Annotated in this window: 18 protein-coding genes, 5 tRNA genes and 1 pseudogene; 8 read left to right on the top strand and 16 right to left on the bottom strand. The window is 60.4% G+C overall.

What is annotated here, in order from left to right:
• Positions 1-53: 53 nt before the first annotated feature.
• The 4 genes from gspM to dinB all read right to left on the bottom strand — a co-directional run bounded on the left by gspM (position 54) and on the right by dinB (position 3,638).
• Complete coding sequence (gene gspM, locus LO50_RS19490) at positions 54-731, bottom strand: type II secretion system protein GspM (RefSeq protein WP_044316065.1); 678 nt, start codon at positions 729-731, stop codon at positions 54-56.
• On the bottom strand, positions 724-1,332 hold the full coding sequence (locus LO50_RS19495; RefSeq protein ID WP_236690608.1) for a PilN domain-containing protein: 609 nt from the start codon (positions 1,330-1,332) through the stop codon (positions 724-726). Before LO50_RS19495 ends, gspM begins: the two co-directional genes overlap by 8 nt.
• Positions 1,329-2,249, bottom strand: a complete 921-nt coding sequence (locus tag LO50_RS19500) for a hypothetical protein (RefSeq protein WP_044316066.1) — start codon at positions 2,247-2,249, stop codon at positions 1,329-1,331. The genes LO50_RS19495 and LO50_RS19500 overlap by 4 nt, the downstream gene beginning before the upstream one ends.
• Positions 2,250-2,573: 324 nt before the next feature.
• Positions 2,574-3,638, bottom strand: a complete 1,065-nt coding sequence (gene dinB, locus LO50_RS19505) for a DNA polymerase IV (protein WP_003299204.1) — start codon at positions 3,636-3,638, stop codon at positions 2,574-2,576.
• 98 nt (positions 3,639-3,736) lie between these two features.
• Between dinB and LO50_RS19510 the strand changes: the two genes are divergently transcribed.
• Positions 3,737-3,991, top strand: a complete 255-nt coding sequence (locus LO50_RS19510) for a hypothetical protein (protein WP_044316067.1) — start codon at positions 3,737-3,739, stop codon at positions 3,989-3,991.
• Between the two features lie 13 nt (positions 3,992-4,004).
• Here LO50_RS19510 and LO50_RS19515 read toward each other — a convergent pair whose 3' ends face one another.
• The 7 genes from LO50_RS19515 to uvrB form a co-directional block, all read right to left on the bottom strand.
• Positions 4,005-4,454: an acyl-CoA thioesterase gene (locus LO50_RS19515; RefSeq protein ID WP_044316068.1), complete on the bottom strand. Its 450-nt coding sequence runs from the start codon at positions 4,452-4,454 to the stop codon at positions 4,005-4,007.
• 190 nt (positions 4,455-4,644) lie between these two features.
• A tRNA-Glu gene (locus LO50_RS19520) sits at positions 4,645-4,720 on the bottom strand.
• A 74-nt stretch (positions 4,721-4,794) separates the two neighbouring features.
• Positions 4,795-4,870: transfer RNA gene (locus LO50_RS19525), tRNA-Ala, on the bottom strand.
• A 44-nt stretch (positions 4,871-4,914) separates the two neighbouring features.
• Positions 4,915-4,990 (bottom strand) — tRNA-Glu (locus LO50_RS19530).
• Between the two features lie 45 nt (positions 4,991-5,035).
• Positions 5,036-5,111, bottom strand: a tRNA-Ala gene (locus LO50_RS19535).
• Between the two features lie 166 nt (positions 5,112-5,277).
• Positions 5,278-6,759, bottom strand: coding sequence for a glutamate--tRNA ligase (gene gltX, locus LO50_RS19540; protein ID WP_044316069.1), 1,482 nt, complete (start codon positions 6,757-6,759; stop codon positions 5,278-5,280).
• A gap of 155 nt (positions 6,760-6,914) precedes the next feature.
• Entirely contained in the window at positions 6,915-8,930 is a 2,016-nt protein-coding gene (uvrB, locus tag LO50_RS19545) for an excinuclease ABC subunit UvrB (RefSeq protein WP_044316070.1), read from the bottom strand.
• Between the two features lie 296 nt (positions 8,931-9,226).
• Here uvrB and LO50_RS19550 point away from each other — a divergent pair, with 296 nt between their 5' ends.
• Both LO50_RS19550 and LO50_RS19555 read left to right on the top strand, forming a co-directional pair.
• Positions 9,227-10,423 (top strand): amino acid aminotransferase, encoded by a 1,197-nt coding sequence (locus LO50_RS19550; protein ID WP_044316071.1) that lies wholly within the window; start codon positions 9,227-9,229, stop codon positions 10,421-10,423.
• Between the two features lie 102 nt (positions 10,424-10,525).
• Positions 10,526-10,601 (top strand) — tRNA-Asn (locus tag LO50_RS19555).
• Positions 10,602-10,833: 232 nt separating this feature from the next.
• Here LO50_RS19555 and LO50_RS19560 read toward each other — a convergent pair.
• Positions 10,834-11,196 (bottom strand): VanZ family protein, encoded by a 363-nt coding sequence (locus LO50_RS19560; RefSeq protein ID WP_044316072.1) that lies wholly within the window; start codon positions 11,194-11,196, stop codon positions 10,834-10,836.
• Positions 11,197-11,386: 190 nt separating this feature from the next.
• Positions 11,387-11,713 carry a Grx4 family monothiol glutaredoxin gene (gene grxD, locus LO50_RS19565; RefSeq protein ID WP_003299217.1) on the bottom strand — a complete coding sequence of 109 codons (327 nt, stop codon included), beginning with the start codon at positions 11,711-11,713 and terminating at the stop codon, positions 11,387-11,389.
• Between the two features lie 273 nt (positions 11,714-11,986).
• On the opposite strand from grxD, the gene argF reads away from it, so the two are divergent.
• Complete coding sequence (gene argF, locus LO50_RS19570) at positions 11,987-12,907, top strand: ornithine carbamoyltransferase (protein WP_044316073.1); 921 nt, start codon at positions 11,987-11,989, stop codon at positions 12,905-12,907.
• A complete protein-coding gene (locus LO50_RS19575; protein ID WP_044316074.1) occupies positions 12,904-14,001 on the top strand; it encodes an ABC transporter ATP-binding protein in 1,098 nt (365 codons plus the stop codon). Before argF ends, LO50_RS19575 begins: the two co-directional genes overlap by 4 nt.
• Here LO50_RS19575 and tadA read toward each other — a convergent pair.
• The 3 genes from tadA to LO50_RS19590 all read right to left on the bottom strand — a co-directional run bounded on the left by tadA (position 13,998) and on the right by LO50_RS19590 (position 18,878).
• Positions 13,998-14,480, bottom strand: a complete 483-nt coding sequence (gene tadA, locus LO50_RS19580) for a tRNA adenosine(34) deaminase TadA (RefSeq protein ID WP_014819493.1) — start codon at positions 14,478-14,480, stop codon at positions 13,998-14,000. The two genes, LO50_RS19575 and tadA, sit on opposite strands and share 4 nt — an antisense overlap.
• Before the next feature lie 19 nt (positions 14,481-14,499).
• Positions 14,500-15,870 (bottom strand): multicopper oxidase family protein, encoded by a 1,371-nt coding sequence (locus LO50_RS19585; protein WP_044316075.1) that lies wholly within the window; start codon positions 15,868-15,870, stop codon positions 14,500-14,502.
• Positions 15,871-16,382: 512 nt separating this feature from the next.
• Positions 16,383-18,878, bottom strand: a complete 2,496-nt coding sequence (locus LO50_RS19590) for a putative bifunctional diguanylate cyclase/phosphodiesterase (RefSeq protein WP_044316076.1) — start codon at positions 18,876-18,878, stop codon at positions 16,383-16,385.
• 23 nt (positions 18,879-18,901) lie between these two features.
• Here LO50_RS19590 and LO50_RS19595 point away from each other — a divergent pair.
• The 3 genes and pseudogenes from LO50_RS19595 to LO50_RS19605 form a co-directional block, all read left to right on the top strand.
• Positions 18,902-19,690 (top strand): annotated as a pseudogene (locus LO50_RS19595) (methyl-accepting chemotaxis protein); the annotation flags it as partial.
• Positions 19,691-19,717: 27 nt separating this feature from the next.
• The gene (locus tag LO50_RS19600) at positions 19,718-20,773 is read left to right on the top strand and encodes a porin (protein WP_044316077.1); all 1,056 of its coding nucleotides are present in this window, start codon (positions 19,718-19,720) and stop codon (positions 20,771-20,773) included.
• Positions 20,774-20,784: 11 nt separating this feature from the next.
• Entirely contained in the window at positions 20,785-21,192 is a 408-nt protein-coding gene (locus LO50_RS19605) for a hypothetical protein (RefSeq protein WP_042928819.1), read from the top strand.
• Positions 21,193-21,258: the final 66 nt, after the last annotated feature.

Consider the following 21,258-nt stretch of genomic DNA (forward strand, 5'->3'; position numbering starts at 1 on the left):
GCGCGTAGGCCGAAGCGGGCAGCAAAAGGAGCAAGCACAACGCACGAGAAAAATCAGACACCAACCCACCCCGCTTCGCGACTCAAGGTATGCAGCTCCAGCGTGATCCGCGCCTGGTCCGGCCCGGCCTCATCGATGTGATAGTCCAGGCTGTCCCAATGCAGACGCCAACCACTGTTCTGCACCGCCTGCAGGTAATCGAGCAGGTCGAAGTAGCCACCTTGCAGGGTCAGACGCAAACCATGGCGATAGAAGCTGACCGCCGCTGGCGGCGCATCCTTCGCTGCATCCGTGGCACTGGCGGGCAACTCCAGCGGCGAGCTGAAACTCTGCAGCGCGACCATCTGCAGTTGAGGCTGCCGGCGCAGCAGGTCCTGCAGCAGCGCTTTCATACGCGCAGGCGACACCAGTGAGCGAGTCTCCTCGTCGATGTTGCGCAGAATCTGTTCGCGATTGGTGCGCGCCACATCGAGGGCATCGCGATAGGGACGATTGGGGTCGGCTGCGAGCTTGGCCTGGAGTTCGAGCAACGCATTGTTCGCCTCCAGCTGACGGGCTTCGGCGAGACGCAGCTGGCTGTCCTGATGGGCGATGCGCCCGGCGAGCGGCTCAGCCACCAGCAACAGATAAAGCATGCCCAGCAGGGACGCGCCGACCAGCACGCTCAACCACTGTTCGCGCGGAGCCAGCGTCTGCCAGCGCTGTCGCAGGCTTTGCATGGCGTTATTCATCGTCGCCCTCCTCAGCCGCACGAGATGCCAGGCGGAACGCCAGCATGCCGCTGTCGTCGCGCTGCAGATCGAAGCTGCCGAACTCGCGCCCCTGCAACGTCTCGCTGCGCCCGAGACTTTCCAGATAAAGCGGAAGCAGTTCCTGATCCTGGCTCAAACCGCGCAACAGCATGTCGCTGCCGCCAGCCTGCAGACGAATGCGAGTCAGCCAGAGCCCGCGCGGCGGGTGCCGATCGGCCAAGGCCGTCAATACCGGCGCGAAACCTCCACGCAGCTGGCCGTCGAGCGTTCGCAGATGCGTAGCGAGGCGCTGCAGTTGGCGGTTCTCCGCTTCCCGCTCCGCCAGTTGCGCTGGCAGCCGGGTATCCAGCGTCGGTTCCCGATAGTTAGCCTTGAAGGCGGCCAACTGCGCCTCCGCAGAGACTGCCTGCGCCTCGGCCAATTGGCGGTCCGAGGCGCGCTGCTTGAGATTCCAGCCCTGCCAGGCAGCGTGCGAAGCCAGGGCAAGCGCCAGCGCACATGCGCCAAGCAGCAATTGCCGCGGGCGCGGACCACCCTGCTGACGACGTTCGCGCTGATAGAGATTGACGTTCTGCATCATGCCGCTTCCTGACGCAGGGCGGCGCCGACGGCGCCAATGCAGAACGCCTGCTGCGCCTCGGTCAGCTCGACACCAGGCTGGCCGGGGAACAGTTCACGCAGGTCGAGGCGTTGCAGGTTCACCGCCAATCCGCTGGCCAGCCCCTGATATGTGCGTTCGCCATCCTGCTTCATAGGCAGCAACATCAAGCGATTGATATAGCCCTTGCCGAGCTGGCTCTCGAAATAATCGAGCGAACGCTGGATTTCCAGTGTCGTACTGCTCAGATCCTGAGCGGCGCGCGCCAGCCCTTGCTCGATACGCCGAGCCATGTAGAGATCGGCGCCGTTCTGAATGCAGATCAGGCCTTCGCTGGTGCGCAGGCGCAGCAGTGCGAGATTCATGCCTTCGGCACCGGCGAGCGAGCCTAGGTTGCGAAACGCCATCTCGGTGATGTCGATGCTCGCCATGTACAGGCCGGCCTGGCGGACGAGCTGGGCGTAGTGCTGCATCCGGGCTTTCTCGAGAACGGCGCAATAGACCATGCGCGTGCGTCCGCGATAGGCGTCCTCGGGCAGCGCGAAGCAGTCGATCACCACATCGTCCAGCGGCTGGCTGATCATGTCCTTGATGCGCCAGCGCATGGCGTCACGCAGCTCCTGCGGCGGCACTTCAGGCGCTTCGAGAAGAAACATCTGGTATTCGGAAGGATGCAGCAGCACGTTCGTCGGCAAGCCCTGCAAGGCACGTTCGCTCACGGCCTTCTCCAGCAGCGCTGCCTGCACTTCGGCGCTACCTTCCAAGTGTTCGCAGTACGGCAGCATCGGCCGTGCACCGGGCACCCGAACGACCTGCGCCAATGCAATACCTTGCGGACCAGCCTCGATGCCAAGCATGCCGGCTGGTTTTGATTTCTTGGTTTTGGAAAACAGACCCACCAATGGCTCCCTCGCCAAGACGTCGGTGCTCAACTGCCAACAAGCAGAGAATCGATACTGAGGGCGTCAATAGATAGCACATTGCCATCCTGCGTGACTCTAACAATATCCGATGGATGCGTCCAAATATTGTCGTAAATCAATCGCGCAACAAAAAACCGTCAACTTAAGGACGTCAAAGATTGCGCGCAATCTGGGTCAATTAATTATCTGGCGCTATATCGGCCTAAGGCCTTTCGTCGCTCGAATTCATCATAAACTTCGTATCTGACGAACGGTGCCAGCGGAGGGCTTATGCGACGGTCACACAAAGGAACTGAAGCTCTAGAACAGGGTGAGCTGCTCGAAACCACCACGCAGATCGACCAAGCGTACGCCGACACCGATCAAGCGAACCGGCCGGGCACCACGGGAAAAGGCGATGGCGAGCAGATCAGCGTAGTCATCGAGTTCGAGTCCGGCGCCGGCCTGCTCCATCGTGGTCTGGGTGAAGTCATGGAATTTGAGCTTTACGAAAGGCTTGCCGGGCCGATAGCCGCTGTCCAGGCGTGCCATGCGCGCAGCCAGCTGCTGCAGCAGCTCCGGCAAACGCTCAAGGCACGCCGCCAGATCCGGCAGATCGCGGTCGTAGGTCTGCTCTACGCTCACCGACTGGCGCCGACTTTCCACCTGTACCGGGCGCTCATCGATGCCCCGCGCCAGTCCCCAGAGCCGCTCACCGAAGGCGCCGAACTCGCGAACCAGGTCCAATCTGCGCCACTCGCGCAAGTCGCTACAGGTGCGGATGCCGAGCCGGCCCAGCTTCTCGGCGGTGACCCGACCGACGCCATGCAGCCGCTTGACCTCCAGCATCTGCACGAACTCGTCGACCTGTGCCGGGGTGATAACGAACAGGCCGTCGGGCTTGTTCCATTCGCTGGCGATCTTGGCGAGAAACTTGTTCGGCGCTACGCCCGCCGACACCGTAATGCGCAGCTGCTGCCAGACCCGACGGCGGATGTCCTCGGCGATACGCGTGGCGCTGCCGGAAAAATGCTCGCAGGCGGTGACATCTAGATAGGCCTCGTCCAGCGACAGCGGTTCGATCTGCTCGGTATAGGTGCGAAAGATGTTATGGATCTCACGCGACGCTTCCCGATACACGTCCATCCGTGGGCGCAGGATCAGCAAGTCAGGACACAATTTCAGCGCATGCCCGGAAGCCATGGCCGAGCGAATACCGTATGCACGTGCCTCGTAATTGCACGTGGCGATGACCCCGCGCCGGTCCGCAGCGCCGCCAACCGCGATTGGCCGCCGAGCCAGGCTGGGGTCGTCGCGCATCTCGATCGCGGCGTAAAAGCAGTCGCAATCGATGTGGATGATCTTGCGGAGAATGGACTGACTCACGGAAAACGGAGCACCAGGCAGGAGTGAACGAATCTTCAGCGCAGCAGGTCGGTTATTGAGATGGTAAGTCCTTTATTACCCGATAGCCGGAGGTTCAGATGAAAATCTTGTACGCAGGCATCATCGCACTGGGCAGCTTGTTTTCCGCAGTCGCACTGGCCGACCAGGACATGATGAACACTCAGCCGCAAGGCACCAACATCCAGCAGGAAAAGAAAGGCGAGGGAATGGCTCGCGAGAACGAAGATGGCGGCGCCGACCCGAAAATGAAAGAGGAAATCCAGGAAGATTGGCGCGAGGATGCCGAGAAGCGCCGCGAGAGCGACGTCATGAAGCCCGAGCAGCGCGGCTGAGCAACCAGCTTCGTCAAAGCTCCAGCGGGTACGGCTGAACCAGCGCTTTACCGTAGCCGTCGATGAACTCCGGCGGCATGCGCTTGGGTTTCCCGCTGGAGAGCTCGATGCAAACGAAAGTCGTCTGCGCGCGCAGCAGCGTAGCGCCGTCGGCCGGCCGGATCAGCTGGAAATTGCGTTTCATCTTCAAACGCTGATCGGATTCGGAAATCCAGGTTCCCAACTGCAGCAGATCGCCTTCGTAGGCCGCGGCCAGATAATCGATCTCGTGCCGCAACACAGCCATCGCGCGATCGAGACGGCGATAGTCGCCGATGCCGAGCCCCAGACTTTGCGAATGCTGCCAGGCACATCGCTCCAGCCATGTCACGTAGGCGGCATTGTTGGCATGACCCAGCTCGTCGATATCTTCGGACCGCACCTGCAGGTCGATGATGAATGCGTCCGCCTGATCCCAGCTCATTCGTTGCAAGCCTCGTTGGCCGTTTGCGATGACCTATGAAACCGTAGTCGCCGCGATGAGTCACGCCTGTTCCTGCGAGCAATGACAAGACATTCAGCGCAGTGCGGCTAAAACGACTTTTCGACCACGCAAAACAAAAAGGGCCACCTCATGAAAGATGACCCCTTGAAGCCCAAAACGGGCAATAAAATGGCGTCCCCTAGGGGACTCGAACCCCTGTTACCGCCGTGAAAGGGCGGTGTCCTAGGCCACTAGACGAAGGGGACGCAAACCCTTCAAGCGCAACCCGTATTGCTTATTCGGCAAATACAAGCTGGTGGCAAATTCTGCTCTTCGAGATTGGTGGAGCTAGACGGGATCGAACCGTCGACCTCTTGCATGCCATGCAAGCGCTCTCCCAGCTGAGCTATAGCCCCGGATTTATCGTCTCTCGACGCGCGATGCGAACATCGCTTAATAATGGCGTCCCCTAGGGGACTCGAACCCCTGTTACCGCCGTGAAAGGGCGGTGTCCTAGGCCACTAGACGAAGGGGACGAAACCTTCGCAAACCTGCCGAACAATCAATCGACAAGCCGTGATTGGTGGAGCTAGACGGGATCGAACCGTCGACCTCTTGCATGCCATGCAAGCGCTCTCCCAGCTGAGCTATAGCCCCATCTCGAGGACGGGGCGCATATTAGGGGCGCCCCCAGGTAGTGTCAACAACAATTTCCAACGGGCCGAAGATTTTTTGGCATTAGGAACAACTACTTACCACCGACGAATGGTAACGGCTGCACCTCCGGGCAATGCAGGTCGCGAGCACTGCCCCTGCTCGGCACTCAGACAATCGTCGCCACGAGCTTCTCCCACTCCTTGGCTTCCTTCTTCGACGCGCCACCGAGCAACTCGAGTGCGTTGCGCAGGCGGAAGCGCGTCAGATCCGGGCCGAGAATCTCCATCGCGTCGAGTACCGATACCGAACTGGCCTGCCCGGTGATGGCGGCGAACATCAGCGGCATCACATCGCGCAGCTTGAAGCCTAGATGTTCCGCCACCTGGGTGATGCACGCGGTGATGCGCTCCTTTTCCCACTGGCGCAGTGCTTCCAACTTCCACAGAATCAGCTGCATGACCTGGCGCACCTGCGTCGCATCGAGCTTCTTGTGCGCGAACAATGCGGGGTCGAGCGGCAATGCACCGGAGAAGAAGAAGCCAGCCAATGGCGCAATCTGGCTGAAGGTTTCCACGCGCTGCTGCACGTGCGGCGCGATCTGCATCATGTACTGCGGATTGAATGCCCACTTCTGCACTTCGGCAGCGAACTGCTCGACCGGGAGTTCGCGCAGCCACTGGCCGTTCAGCCAGGAAAGCTTCTCCAGATCGAAGATCGGTCCGCCGAGCGATACGCGATTGATGTCGAAGTGCTCGATCATCTCGTTCAGCGTGAATTTCTCGCGCTCGTCAGGCATCGACCAGCCCATGCGCCCGAGGTAGTTGAGCAACGCCTGTGGCAGAAAACCCATGCGCTCGTAGAAGGTCACCGAGGTCGGATTCTTGCGCTTGGAGAGCTTGCTCTTGTCGGGATTGCGCAGCAGCGGCATGTAGCACAGCTGCGGCTGCTCCCAGCCGAAGTACTCGTACAGCTTGATCAGCTTGGGCGCCGACGGCAGCCACTCTTCGCCACGCAGCACATGAGTGATGCCCATCAGGTGGTCATCGACCACGTTGGCGAGGAAGTAGGTCGGCAGGCCATCGGCCTTCATCAGCACCTGCATGTCCATGCGGTCCCAGCCGATCTCGACGGTGCCGCGCAGCATGTCGTTGACCTGACACACGCCTTCGCTCGGAACCTTCATCCGGATCACATGCGATTCACCAGCAGCGATGCGACGCTGAGCCTCGGCGGGATCGAGGTGCATGCAATGGCCGTCATAACGCGGCGTTTCCTTGTTCGCCATCTGCTCGGCACGCACCTGATCCAGGCGCTCGCTGCTGCAGAAGCACGGGAACGCATGGCCCTTGCTGACCAGCTCGTCCGAGTACTTCCTGTAGATCTCGCCGCGCTCGCTCTGCCGGTACGGGCCATGCGGACCGCCAACGTCCGGACCCTCGTCCCATTCGATGCCCAGCCAGCGCAGCGCATCGTAGATCTGCTGCTCGGATTCACGGGTCGAGCGCACCTGATCGGTATCCTCAATGCGCAAGATGAACTGGCCACCGTGCTGTCGGGCGAAGCACAGGTTGAACAGCGCGATGTAGGCAGTACCGACGTGAGGATCGCCGGTCGGAGATGGCGCGATGCGGGTGCGAACCGTGGTCATGAATGCTCTCGGACGGTAGGGACATACGGAAAGGGACGAATGTTAGCAGGCGCTGCGCAGCCGGCTCCAGCCGAACACCGTGAGGTTGGGCCGAGAGCGTCTCGAAGGAGACGCCCCGAGGCAGACCGAAATGAACAATCCGCCAGAATAGCTTGCTAGACCTGCAACAAGCGCTCGCGCAGCTTGTGAATTTCGTCGCGCGCTTCAGCGGCCGCCTCGAACTCCAGGTCGCGCGCCAGACTCAGCATTTTCTCTTCCAGCTGACGAATCCGCTTGGTGATCTCGCTCGGCGAACGCAGTTCGTTCTCGTAACGCGCACTCTCCTCCGCCGCTTTCGCCTCTCCGCGCCGCTTCTTGCTGCGCGAGCCCGGCACGGTTGCGCCTTCGAGGATGTCCTGCACGTCCTTCTTCACGCCCTTGGGCACGATGCCGTTGGCCTCGTTGAAGGCAATCTGCTTGTTGCGCCGCCGCTCGGTTTCGTCCATGGCGCGCTGCATGGACCCGGTGATGTTGTCAGCATACAAAATCGCGCGACCGTTGAGATTGCGCGCTGCGCGGCCGATGGTCTGGATCAGCGAGCGCTCTGAACGCAGGAAGCCTTCCTTGTCCGCATCGAGGATCGCCACCAGCGACACCTCAGGCATATCCAGGCCTTCGCGCAGCAGGTTGATGCCCACCAGCACATCGAAAGTGCCCAGCCGCAGGTCGCGGATGATCTCGACCCGCTCCACGGTATCGATGTCCGAATGCAGGTAGCGCACGCGCACATCGTGATCACTCAGGTAGTCGGTCAAGTCCTCGGCCATGCGCTTGGTCAGCGTGGTGACCAGCACCCGCTCCTCCTTGACCACGCACTTGCGAATCTCCGACAGCAGATCGTCGACCTGCGTCAGCGCCGGACGCACCTCGATCTGCGGATCGACCAGCCCCGTCGGACGCACGACCTGCTCCACCACGCGGCCTGCATGTTCGGCCTCATAAGGTCCGGGTGTCGCGGAGACAAAGATGGTCTGCGGGCAGATCGCTTCCCACTCGTCGAAGCGCATCGGCCGGTTGTCCAGCGCCGATGGCAGGCGGAAGCCGTACTCCACCAGGGTTTCCTTGCGCGAGCGGTCGCCCTTGTACATCGCGCCGACCTGCGGCACCGAAACGTGGGATTCGTCGATCACCAGCAGGGCATCGGCCGGCAGGTAGTCGAACAGCGTCGGTGGCGGCTCGCCGGCATCGCGCCCGGACAGATAGCGCGAGTAGTTTTCGATGCCGTTGCAGTAACCCAGCTCCATGATCATTTCCAGATCGAAACGCGTGCGCTGCTCGAGCCGCTGCGCCTCCACCAGCTTGTTCTGACTGCGCAGGTAATCGAGCCGCTCGCGCAGCTCGTCCTTGATCTTCTCTATCGCGTCGAGCAGGGTTTCCCGCGGCGTTACGTAGTGGCTCTTGGGATAGAAGGTGAAGCGCGGCAGCTTGCGGATCACCTCCCCGGTCAGCGGATCGAAGGCCGACAGGCTCTCCACCTCATCATCGAACAGCTCGATGCGCACCGCTTCGAGATCCGATTCCGCCGGGAAGATGTCGATCACGTCGCCGCGCACACGGAAGGTCGCACGAGCGAAATCCATGTCGTTGCGGGTGTACTGCAGGCCAGTCAGCCGGCGCAGCAGCTCGCGCTGATCGAGCCGATCACCACGATCGACGTGCAGGACCATCTTCAGGTATGACTGCGGATCACCCAGACCGTAGATGCACGACACAGTGGTGACGATGATCGCATCCGCGCGCTCCAGCAGCGCCTTGGTTGCCGACAGACGCATCTGCTCGATGTGATCGTTGATCGATGCATCCTTCTCGATGAAGGTGTCCGACGACGGCACATAGGCTTCCGGCTGATAGTAGTCGTAGTAGGAAACGAAATACTCGACCGCATTGTTCGGGAAGAACGCCTTGAACTCACCATAGAGCTGCGCGGCCAGCGTCTTGTTTGGCGCCAGCACCAGCGTAGGCCGCTGCACATGGGCGATGACGTTGGCGACACTGAAGGTCTTGCCCGAGCCCGTAACGCCCAGCAGCGTCTGGTGCGACAACCCCGCCTCGATGCCTTCGATCATCTGCCGAATGGCCTCAGGTTGATCGCCGGCCGGCTTGAAACGGGTGACCAGTTCGAACTTGGACATTTCGCCTCTCTAGGTAACATGTGCGAGCTTGGCAGCCGGACTTTCGAACAGCCATCCAGCGGTTTGGCGCGACAGCCAGCGGATCCTGAAATCCGCCACCAGCGATGGGCGCGCAGAGCCGAGAAACCGCCCATCTTTCCAGTACGCAAAACGCACCGAAAGTGATCAGAAAACCTCGGTAGCATATCGCAGGCAACAGGCTTGACCGCTATACTACCGCCCCGTTTGCGCATCACCCTGCGCGCCGACGCGAGGGTGGTGAATCTAGTCACTCTTCTCTTTCGAGCCCCCTCACCATGAGTTTGTTCTCTGCTGTCGAAATGGCGCCGCGCGATCCTATCCTCGGCCTCAATGAAGCCTTCAACGCCGACACGCGGCCGAACAAGGTCAACCTCGGTGTCGGCGTCTACTACAACGAAGAAGGCCGCATTCCTTTGCTGCGCGCCGTGGTCGAGGCGGAGCATGCCCGCATCGCTGCCCACGCGCCCCGCGGCTATCTGCCGATCGAGGGCATTGCCGCTTACGATGCTGCCGTACAGAAGCTGCTGTTCGGCAACGATTCTCCGCTAATCGCCGAAGGCCGGGTGGTGACTACCCAGGCGCTCGGCGGAACCGGCGCACTCAAAGTCGGCGCAGACTTCCTCAAGCGCCTGCTGCCGGACGCCGTGGTTGCCATCAGCAACCCGAGCTGGGAAAACCATCGCGCGCTGTTCGAGTCGGCCGGTTTCCCGGTCCAGAGCTACAGCTACTATGACGCGAGCAATCACGGCATCGATCGCGCCGGCCTGCTGCAGGACCTGAAGAACCTGCCACCCCGCTCCATCGTCGTGCTGCACGCCTGCTGCCACAACCCGACCGGCGTCGATCTGAACCTGGATGACTGGAAGCAGATTCTCGACGTGCTGCGTGCCCAGGATCACGTGCCGTTCATCGACATCGCCTACCAGGGCTTCGGCGACAGCATCGAAGAGGACGCCGCCGCCGTGCGCCTTTTCGCCGAGTCGGGCATGACCTTCTTCGTTTCCAGCTCGTTCTCCAAGTCCTTCTCGCTGTACGGCGAACGCGTCGGTGCGCTGTCGATGGTCACCCAGAGCCGCGAGGAGTCGGCTCGCGTACTGTCGCAGGTCAAGCGCGTGATCCGCACCAACTATTCCAACCCGCCGACCCACGGCGCCACGATCGTCTCGGCGGTGCTCAACAGCCCTGAACTGTGCGCCATGTGGGAAGCCGAGCTGGGCGAGATGCGCAGCCGCATCCGCGAGCTGCGTCTGAGCATGGTCGAGCAACTAGCGGCCAAAGGCGCGACGACAGACTTCAGTTTCGTTGCCGCCCAGCGCGGCATGTTCTCCTACTCCGGCCTCACGGCCGAGCAGGTCGAGCGACTGCGTGTCGAGTTCGGCGTCTACGCTATCAGCACCGGTCGAATCTGCGCCGCCGCACTGAACCGCAACAACATCGGTCACGTCACTGACGCCATCGTTCAGGTGCTCTGACTCCAGCCGCCCGGGGCCCTCTCAGACCCCGGGCGCGGCGTCGTTCCTAGCGGCGCAAAGGGTTGACTTCTCTTTTGCAAACAGTAGGATACGCACCGTTGTTCCGCGATAGCTCAGTCGGTAGAGCAAATGACTGTTAATCATTGGGTCCCTGGTTCGAGTCCAGGTCGCGGAGCCAAATTTCAAAGCCTCGGTTGATACCGGGGCTTTTTTATTGCCGCTGGACTCTCACCAGGGACTGCGTCCCAGGTTATTCGCTTCGCTCACCCCTTCGGGGCCGCGCTGAAGCGCGTTCAGCTTCGCTGTCGAGTCCAAGTCGCGGAGCCAAATTTCAAAGCCTCGGTTAATACCGGGGCTTTTTTATTGCCGCTGGACTCTCATCAGGGACTGCGTCCCAGGTTATTCGCGTCCTACTCGGTCAGCGGTTCGCCCAGCCGCTGACGCCACCAGCCCTGCGCCACAACCGAGCAGCCCCAGCCCAGCAGCACGCCCAACACATTGGCCAGCATGTCCCAGCGCGAGGCGGTCCGATAAGGCAGCATGCCCTGCCCGATCTCGATCGACAGTGCCGCAATAACTGTCAGACCCAGCCCCCACAGGAATGGCACCTGCGGGAACGCCAGACGAAGGGTGAACGCCAGCGCGGCGAAACCCAGCAGATGATGCAGCTTGTCTTGCTGATCGAACAGCTGCGGTACCGGTTCCGGCTTCAAGCCGTTGAACAGGACGACCGCCAGCACGATCAGAAAGGGCAGCATTCGCATATAGGGCATCAGGTGGCGTCTCTCACTTCAAGGGATCAACAGAACAGAGGGAAACGCCCTCACCGCGACCTCTGACCCGGGAAAGACCATAAAGATCAACGCGTCAGCCGAGCGGCGTTATTCAGCAGAGCGGCACAAACAAAAATGCCCGCATCCTTCGATGCGGGCATCAGGCAACGCCTACGCGGTCAGCCTGGGCTCAGGCTTCGGCCTTGCCGACAGCGGACTTGATCAGGGTCTGCAGCTCACCCTTCTCGAACATCTCGAGGATGATGTCGCTGCCACCGACCAGCTCACCGTTCACCCACAGCTGCGGGAAGGTCGGCCAGTTGGCGTAGGTCGGCAGGTTGGCGCGAATCTCCGGGTTCTGCAGGATGTCGACATAAGCGAACTTCTCGCCACAGCCCATCACGGCCTGGGTCGCACGAGCGGAGAAGCCGCACTGCGGGGCGTTGGGCGAGCCCTTCATATAAAGCAAGACCGGGTTGTTGGCGATCTGTTCTTTGATGGTTTCGATGATATCCATGGAGTACCTCGGCTAGACACGGTTGCCGCGCATTGTAACGGAAAACGCGCGGGAAAGCCGAGCGTAGGACTCGGCTATGTTGTCGCGCAAAGGCCGCCAATACTGCGATTCAGCCGGCCTAAGGCCAGTGGGTCGAGGATTTGCGCCTGTGCTCGCTTTCTGGATAAGATCGCGCCTTTCCCGTTTCGTCGCTCCCCGTGCGACCCCCAGTCGTCGGTCCCCTTTTTCTGTCGAAAAGCACTGGATCGCGCTGCGGCAATAAAGGTAGTTGATATGAGCGCAAGGCATTTTCTCTCACTGATGGACTGCACGCCCCAGGAGCTGAACAGCCTGGTCCGCCGCGGCATCGAGCTGAAGGATCTGCGCGAGCGCGGCGTCCTGTTCGAACCCCTGAAGAATCGCGTGCTGGGCATGATCTTCGAGAAAGCCTCGACCCGCACCCGCCTGTCCTTCGAAGCCGGCATGATCCAGCTCGGCGGCCAGGCGATCTTCCTCTCCCCGCGCGACACCCAGCTCGGGCGCGGCGAGCCGATCAGCGATTCGGCCATCGTCATGTCGCGCATGCTCGATGCGGTGATGATCCGCACGTTCGCCCACTCGACCCTCACCGACTTTGCCGCCAATTCGAGCGTGCCGGTCATCAACGGTCTTTCCGATGACCTGCACCCCTGCCAGCTGATGGCCGATATGCAGACCTTCCATGAGCACCGCGGCAGCATCGCCGGCAAGACGGTGGCCTGGATAGGCGACGGCAACAACATGTGCAATACCTATATAGAAGCGGCTATCCAGTTCGACTTCCAACTCAAGGTCGCCTGCCCCGAAGGCTACGAGCCCGACGCCGAGCTGATGGCGCGCGCCGGTGATCGCGTGCAGGTAATGCGTGATCCGCGCGAAGCGGCTGCAGGCGCACACCTGATCAGCACCGACGTCTGGGCCTCCATGGGCCAGGAAGACGAAGCCGCTGCACGCCTGGCCACGTTCCGCCCCTATCAGGTGGACCGCGCTGTGCTCGATTGCGCTGCCGAGGACGTGCTGTTCATGCATTGCCTGCCGGCCCACCGCGGCGAGGAGATCAGCCACGACCTGCTCGACGATCCGCGTTCCGTTGCCTGGGATCAGGCCGAGAACCGCCTGCATGTACAGAAGGCGCTGCTGGAGTTTCTCGTCGAGCCGGCCTACCACCACGCATGAAACACGAGCCGCCGCTGCTGCAACTGCGTGACCTGGCCTGCGGCTACGGCGAGCAGAGCATTGTCCAGCACCTCAACCTGCATCTGAACCGCGGCGACATCGGCTGCCTGCTCGGCCCGTCCGGTTGCGGCAAGACCACCACGCTGCGTGCCATCGCCGGCTTCGAGCCGGTGCACCAGGGCGAAATCCACCTGGCAGAGTCGGTCATTTCCCGCTCGAGCTTCACCCTGGCGCCGGAGAAGCGCCGCATCGGCATGGTCTTTCAGGACTACGCGCTGTTTCCCCATCTGACCGTGGCGGAGAACATCGCCTTCGGGATTCGCAAGCAGCCTGACTGCTCGCGAATCGTCTCCGAAATGCTCGAACTGGTGCACCTGGCCGCCCTTGGCAAACGTTATCCGCATGAGCTCTCCGGCGGACAGCAGCAGCGCGTCGCACTGGCCCGCGCCCTGGCGCCCGAGCCTGCACTTTTGCTGCTGGACGAGCCGTTCTCCAACCTCGACGTCGAACTGCGTCGGCGCCTCAGCCATGAGGTGCGCGAGATCCTCAAGGCACGCAACACCAGCGCCATTCTGGTTACCCACGACCAGGAAGAAGCCTTCGCCGTCAGCGATCAGGTCGGCGTGTTCAAGGACGGTCGCCTGGAGCAGTGGGACACCCCGTTCAACCTTTACCACGAACCGCTGACGCCCTTCGTGGCCAGCTTTATCGGCCAGGGCTATTTCATCCGCGGGCAGCTGCTAGACCCGGAAACCGTGCAGACCGAACTCGGTGTGATTCGCGGCAACCGCGCCTACACCTGGCCGGCAGGCAGCTCGGTGGATGTGTTGCTGCGCCCGGATGACATCGTCTACAAGCCGGACAGCCCGCTGCGGGCGCTGATCGTCGGCAAGACCTTCCTCGGCGCGTCGACGCTGTACCGGCTGCAGCTGCCCACCGGCAATCAACTGGTGGCGATCTTCACCAGCCATGCGGACTACCCCACCGGGCAGGAAGTCGGCATCGCCATCGCCGCCGACCATCTGGTGGTATTTCCGGCACAGGGCAGCGTCGCCGCCCATGAAACGCTGCAGCCGACAACAGCGGCGCGCTAACCCTTCTGCCGGCGCTGGCGGAAGAACTCGCTGAGCACCATCCCGCACTCCTCGGCCAGCACACCACCCTCGACCAGCACCCGGTGGTTGAGAAAGCCCTGATCGAAAAACTGGCCGCGACTGACAACCACGCCGGCCTTCGGCTCGGTAGCGCCATAGACGACGCGCTGGATCCGCGAATGCACGATCAGACCGGCGCACATGCTGCACGGCTCCAGCGTGACGTAGAGCGTCACGCCGGGTAGCCGATAGTTCTGCAGCACCTGCGCCGCATCCCGCACCGCGACCATTTCCGCATGGGCACTGGGGTCGTGCCGGGAAATCGGGCAGTTGAAGCCGCGCCCAATGATCTGCCCGTCCTGCACCAGCACGGCGCCCACCGGCACCTCTCCCAACGCAGCGCCCTGCGCCGCCAGCGCCAGGGCTTCGCGCATGAAGCGCTCGTCCTGGCTGCGGTCGATGATCTGCGGCTTCCTCACTGCCCTACTCCGCCCTGTCTCATACCACCTCGATCGCTGCCATCAACCCGGTTTCCATGTGGTCGATGACATGACAGTGAAACATCCAGACACCCGGATTATCGGCGACCAGCGCGATACGGGCCGTCTCATTCTTGCCCAGCAGGTAGGTATCGGTGAACCACGGATCGATCTTGCGGCGATTGGACGAGATCACCTTGAAGGTCATACCGTGCAGATGAATCGGATGCTGGTACTGACTGAGATTGCGCAGCTCGAAGATGTAATCGCCATCCTTTTTCAGCGTAGCAATCGGGCGATCGGCACAGGTCTTGTCGTTGATGTCCCAAGCCTCGCCGTTGATCTGCCAGAAGGTATAGGCGCCACCCTGCGCGGCGTCTGTCGACAAGGTACCGGCCCACTCGAAGTTGAAGCGCAGCGTTTCCGCACGCTGCAGATCCGGCTCCGCCACGGGATTGGCCGGCAACGCCGGCGGCCAGTCGCCGGCGACTTCGTCATGCGCCACCGAGCGCAGCGTCGCCAGCCGTAGCGGACCATTGCGCAAGGACAGCTCCGTGCCAGCGTCCGGCACCTTCAGCGCCAGGTCGATACGCATGCCCGGACCGAGCCAGTACTCCTTGCCCAGCGGCATCGGAGCGACCGGATGTCCATCGAGCGCATAGATGCGCGCCTCGCTATCTGGCAGGTTCAGCCGATAGGTCAGGGTGTTGTCGAGATTCAGCAGCCGCAGCCGCACGACCTGCCCGGCCGGCAGATCAAGCGTGGGCGCATGTGTGCCATTCACCGTCGACAGCACGCCCGGCGTGCCGCCACGGGCCGCCTCGCGCGGCACGCTGAAATCGGTGAACGCCCCCTGCTTGTCGACATGCCAGCTTTTCAGGTTGAGCGTACGCTCGTGCCTGAAACCGCTTGGTTCGCGCTCCTCGACAATCAGCGGACCGACCAGCCCGCGACCCAGCTGCGCGGCACTGCTGGTGTGCGGGTGATACCAGAAGCTGCCGGCATCGTGCAGCTGGAAGCGATAGTCGAAGAACTCACCGGGCAACACCGGCAACTGCGATACGTAGGGCACGCCATCCATTTCCAGCGGCAGACGAATGCCATGCCAATGGATGGTGGTGGGCTCGGGCAGATTGTTGATGAAGCGCACCCGCAGCCAGTCGCCCTGACGGCCACGCAGCTCCAGGCCAGGCGCTTGCCCGCCATAGGCCCAGGCAGGCGTGACGTGACCAGGCACCAGCTCCACGTCCAGCGGGGCGGCAATCAATTCGTAGTCATGAGTGGTGATGTCGGCCGGGCGACCGAGCCAGTAGCGCGCGCCACTGCCGGCGAGACCGACGACACCAAGACCGGCCAGGCCGGTGAGAATCTGTCTACGGGTAAAGGACATGCATGGGCTCCAGCCAGTCCGAATTGATGGGCCCATCAGGCTCGACGCGCCTCTCTGCGGAGGCTGCGCATAGCATGAGGGCAGCCTGGGCTGCCCTCATTGCTTCAGATCATTCCCACTCAATCATCAATAGGTCGCCTAAACCCGCATGGTTAAAGGGACAAATTTAATCGATATAGGTTTTACCGTCACATTTACCGCCATTCCGCCAGCATCTATATTGCGCGGTGATGGAGCTATTCGGACAGTGAAGACTTAGCGGTCGCCGGCAATTTTAGCCGTCTTTAGCATCCTTGACCAATGCCGTCGGATGCGGCAAAACCAGAGCCTTTACGCACAATCCGGGGTTGGGCGGGTTTATTGAAGTTTGTTGACGCATGGTGATCCGCTTGCAAGGACTAAATAACTGTCTCGCTTGAAATAGTCGACATAATCGCCCTTAACTTAATGATTAGAAAACTTGTTCATGGAATGTGTGCAGTTCCCTAGCCTGTTAGCCACTAACATTCGCATCATCCCATCTCCTGAACCAGTCGCTCCATTTCTTGAGCGAATTGAGGCTGGCATATGTGAAAACCCTGCACCACTGCGCAGTCTGCTTCTTCCAACCATTCAAGCTGCTCACCAGACTCAACGCCCTCGGCGGTAACCGTGAGCTCCAAGGCCTCGGCGAGCCCAACGATTGCCTTGATGATCAAACGGTCATTAGCAGAACTTAGCGCGTTGCCAATGAAGCTGCGATCTATCTTCAACCCGTCGAACGGATAACTTCGTAGGTAATTGAGCGAAGAATAGCCCGTACCGAAGTGGTCCATGGTCAGGCGTACGCCTAATTCCTTGAGCGCATTGAGGGTTGCTAACGCACCTGCGGACTCATCCAGCAAAATGCTCTCGGCAACCTCCAGCTCAAGCCGCGAGGCAGCCAGACCGGCTTCCGTCAGTGCCCGCTGAACATCCAGTCGGAGGTCGCTCTGACGGAACTGGACAACGGACAGGTTGACTGACACGCAGATATTCTCGGGCCAGCGTGCTGCTTCGTTGCAGGCCTCATTTAACACCCATCGTCCGAGCGGAACGATGAGCCCGGTTTCCTCCGCTAGGTCAATGAAGTGCGCCGGGCCGAGCAACCCCTTCAGTGGGTGCTGCCAGCGCACCAGTGCTTCAGCTCCGATGATGTGCATACCATTTGTTCGATAGCGCGGCTGATACTGAAGCGCCATTTCCCCCATAGCCATGGCTTGCCGCAGGTCCATCTCAAGCTGTCGTCTTTGTAATAACCGCTGGTTCATTTCGCTGGCGTAGAACCGCCACGTGGCACGTCCATCTTCCTTGGCCTGATAGAGCGCAATGTCCGCACAGCGCAACAGCTCGTTCGCCTCGGTCGCGTCCTGCGGCGCAAGCGCAATACCGATGCTTCCGCCGACGAAGATGTTCTGGCCTTCGTATACGATCGGTTGTTTGATCTGATCGATAAGGCGTACACAAAGCGCCTCAATGCTTTCCTGGGAGCTTATGCCATCAAGTACCATGATGAATTCGTCGCCGCCAAGCCGAGCGACGAGGTCTTCGTTGCGCGTACAGTTAAGCAAACGGAGCGACATTTCCTGGAGCACCAGATCGCCTGCAGCGTGCCCAAGGGTGTCATTTACTGGCTTAAATCGATCCAGGTCCAGACTGATCATTGCCAACGGCCTATTGGCTCCCAGCTTGCCGGCCAGAAAACTGTGCAAGTTGTTACGATTGGGCAGGCCAGTCAGAGCGTCGTGCATGGATAGATGCTCTACCTGCGTCTGCGCTTTTACCTCCTCGGTGATGTCGCTGGCGGTACCTCTGTAACCGACACATTTCCCGTCCGCCATGATCGGCCGCGACGCCAGGCGACAGATCCGAACGTCACCGTTACGGTCCGAATACTTGCAACGCAAGGGTTTTCTGCTCTGTGTATGTAACCACAGCGCGATACCCTGCGTATCAGCCTGAAGCAGCTCATCTAGCGGGCGTCCCAGCCATTGGCTGGCTTTGAATTTGGTGACGCGTTCAAACCGTTCGGAGAGGTATATCAACCTCAAGCGCTCATCGGTTTCCCACAACCAGTCCGATGCAGCCTCGGCGATATCACGAAAGCGCTTCTCACTACTAGCAAGGCTTGCCTGGCTGACCGTAAGCGCCGAGTGACTATCTTCAAGGCGTCGCGATGCCCTCACCGCATCAAGGGCGATCAACCCTATTAGAAGAAGCATTAATACCGCAGAGGAGCCGACTATCGGTAGCAGCCCTTCAAGCATCTCATGACCGAACTCAGGAGCCGACCAGCCGAAGATTACCGAGGCGCCCGCCAGGTCGGTGAGCGCTAGGCTGCCATCTTCTGATATCGCACCACCCTCACCTTGGCCAATTAAATGTAAATCGATCAGTCCGTATTGGAAGCCGAGCCGCAGCAGTTCGTCCGGATCCAGCAAATCAATCAGAACCAAGGTGGTGCCGGAAGCCCGTCTCAGGGCGACCTGATCCTCAGGCAAAGCATTTGCCGCAGCAGCGAGCACCAACGTGTCATCGAGCCGCAGAATTCCACCTGTCAACGCATCGGGGCCACCCCGCCGGGCTTGCTCTAACAGCCCATCCAACCCAACGCCGAGCCGCTGAAGCAGATCGCTGTCCCGCACTGCCTCGGAAGTGAGCGCCTGAGTTTTTTCGACGCCGGAGCCAAACACCATAAGGGCATCGAAATCGAGGCTGTAAAAAAGCACGTCTGGAGCCGCCATCTTAGCTCGCGATTGCGGATCGGTTGAGGCGTTATTGAGCGTGACGAATGCGGCCATTCCCTGCCGAAGCATGGCCTGTCTGTGACTTAACGCCTTCTCTATCAAGAAATGGCTGTGCTCGATCACGTTACGGTCAAGCGTATCGGTCATTCGCTTAACGGAATAGGAGATAACAGACGATACAACCAGGAGCACGGCGAGCAGCAAAGGAAGCGAGCGGCGAAGGATTATCTGGCTAACACCCATGAAATACCTGTTGTTTTTAAGAGCTGTACCGCCTGACCCAAGGCTCCGAGGAAAACGCAAAGTCCCAACAACATCACACGGACTCGATCAGCCGTGACATCCATACCATGACCAGCAGCATTCATGAGGTAGCGCAGCGTTCGCGCCAAGCCTCCGATGAGGCCGGCTCCGCTTCGCGCCAGGCCGTCACGGCCAGCAAGAACATCGGCAACCTTTCAAGCAGTATCAGTGATTTGGGCGACAGCGTGATGGGTGCCGTTCGTGCAATGCAACAGCTCGAAGAAGAAACCCAGGAAGTCGGCTCGGTGTTGACGGTGATCCGCAGTATCGCCGAACAAACCAATCTGCTCGCATTGAACGCTGCCATCGAGGCCGCCCGAGCCGGCGAGCAGGGACGTGGCTTTGCGGTGGTCGCCGACGAAGTACGCAACCTGGCGCAAAAAACCGCCGCCTCGACCGCGGAGATCCAGCAAATCATCCAGCGGTTACAGAACAGCGCCAATACCGTGCTTAACGTTATGACAGTCAACGGTAATAAATCCCGCGAAAGCATTGAGCATTCGATCGAGGCGACTCAGCTACTCGAAACCATCGCGCAGACGGTCAGCAAGATCGACGAGCTCAACGCAGGCATTGCTCGCCATACACAAGAGCAGATCGGTCTGTCCGAATCGATTCAAAAAGAAACAGAAGTGTTGCAGCAGGATGCACAAGCAACCGCAAACGGGGCCGAAGCCACGGCTCGTCTCGGCGAGCAACTGGTAGGTACGGGAGATCACCTACGCCAGGCAACCGCCCAATTCCGCGTTTAAATTTATAATCCTGGAGCAGTACGAACAATGAACAAACTCAATCTCTTGGGCGTAGCCATCTGCCTGGCCAGTACTTCAGCGTTCGCCTTGGACCAAGGTGAATACCGATTCAACGGCTTTGGCACTGCCGCCATCAGCCGCGTCGGTGGGGTAGACGATGCGAAGGGCTATGGCATTTCCGGCCAGACCACGGACTCCTGGCGCGGCGACCAGCTGTCCAAGCTCGGCGGACAATTCTCCTACGGCCTCACCGACCAACTGAGCGCTACTATTCAGACCGTCGCCAAACCTGAGCAGGACGACTGGCGTCTACAGCTGGAATGGGCGTACCTGGCTTACGCGGTCAGCAATCAATTCACAGTCCGTGCTGGCCGCTTGCGCCCGGGCGCGTTCATGTTTTCCGAGACGCTGGACGTCGGTTACACCTACCCATGGCTGCGCCTGCCGGACGAAGTTTACAGCCAGATGCCGATTACCAATTACGAAGGCGCAGATGCCCTATACAGCCTTCCGCTTTCCTTCGGTACGCTGAATTTTCAAGCCAGTTACGGCCAAGCAGTAAACCGCAATATCTTCATTCATGGTCTCGATGCCCGTCTAGACGTGGATTACAAAAAGCTGCTGACCGGCAGCGTGAGCCTGGCGACCAACGACATCGGGACGTTCCGATACAGTTATACCGAGTCCACTCTGAGCGGGGATCAAAGCGACGAGTTCAAGGGCAAATTCATGTCCTTTGGCCATCAGTACGACAACGGCAGCTGGGTCACTAACGCAGAAATCATCAACCGCCGCAGCCCGCTGGGCGAGCACGACGCGTTCTACATCATGGCCGGTCACCGCTTCGGTGACCTTTTGCCTCACGTTACCTATGCCCAGCATGACGAAAGCGACGCTGGCCGCGACTCGTCATGGGCGTTTGGCCTGAACTACAGCCTGAACGCCAACGTTACGCTCAAGAGCGAATACAAACGCGTCGAATCCACCCGGAACTACAACGGCAACTTTGTGCCGGCGTATAACACTGCCGAGCCAACGTTCGACGGCGACATCTTCAGCATCGGCGCTGACTTCGTATTCTAAGAGGAGCCAACATGAATCGTTTCACTCAAAAGACTCTCGCCGCCGCTCTGCTAAGCCTGGCTTCTGCCATGGCGCACGCCGAGGTGGCCGTGATCGTCAATCCGGGCGCAACCAAAGCGCCCTCACAGGCAGAAGTGGCAAATATCTTTCTCGGCAGGGACAAAACCTTAAGCGGCATCGACCAGAAAGACTGGAATCCCACCAAGGAAAAATTCTACTCCGCCGTCACCAGCAAGAACGAAGCCCAGCTGAAGTCCTACTGGTCGGGCCTGGTATTCACCGGTAAGGGCCAGCCCCTGCCGGCCGAAGCCGGCGACTCGGCGGTTGTGGCCAAAGTCGCCGCCGAAGCCGACGCTATCGGCTATGTCGACAGCGCCGCGGTCAATGATTCAGTGAAGGTGCTGTTCACCCTGCCCTGACACATTTTGTGTTTTGATTTGCGGCCCTGAGAGACTCTGGCGCGATGTAGCACTTAATGGCTGCAG

Origin of the sequence: Stutzerimonas stutzeri, from assembly GCF_000935215.1 — a bacterium.
Lineage (GTDB): Bacteria > Pseudomonadota > Gammaproteobacteria > Pseudomonadales > Pseudomonadaceae > Stutzerimonas.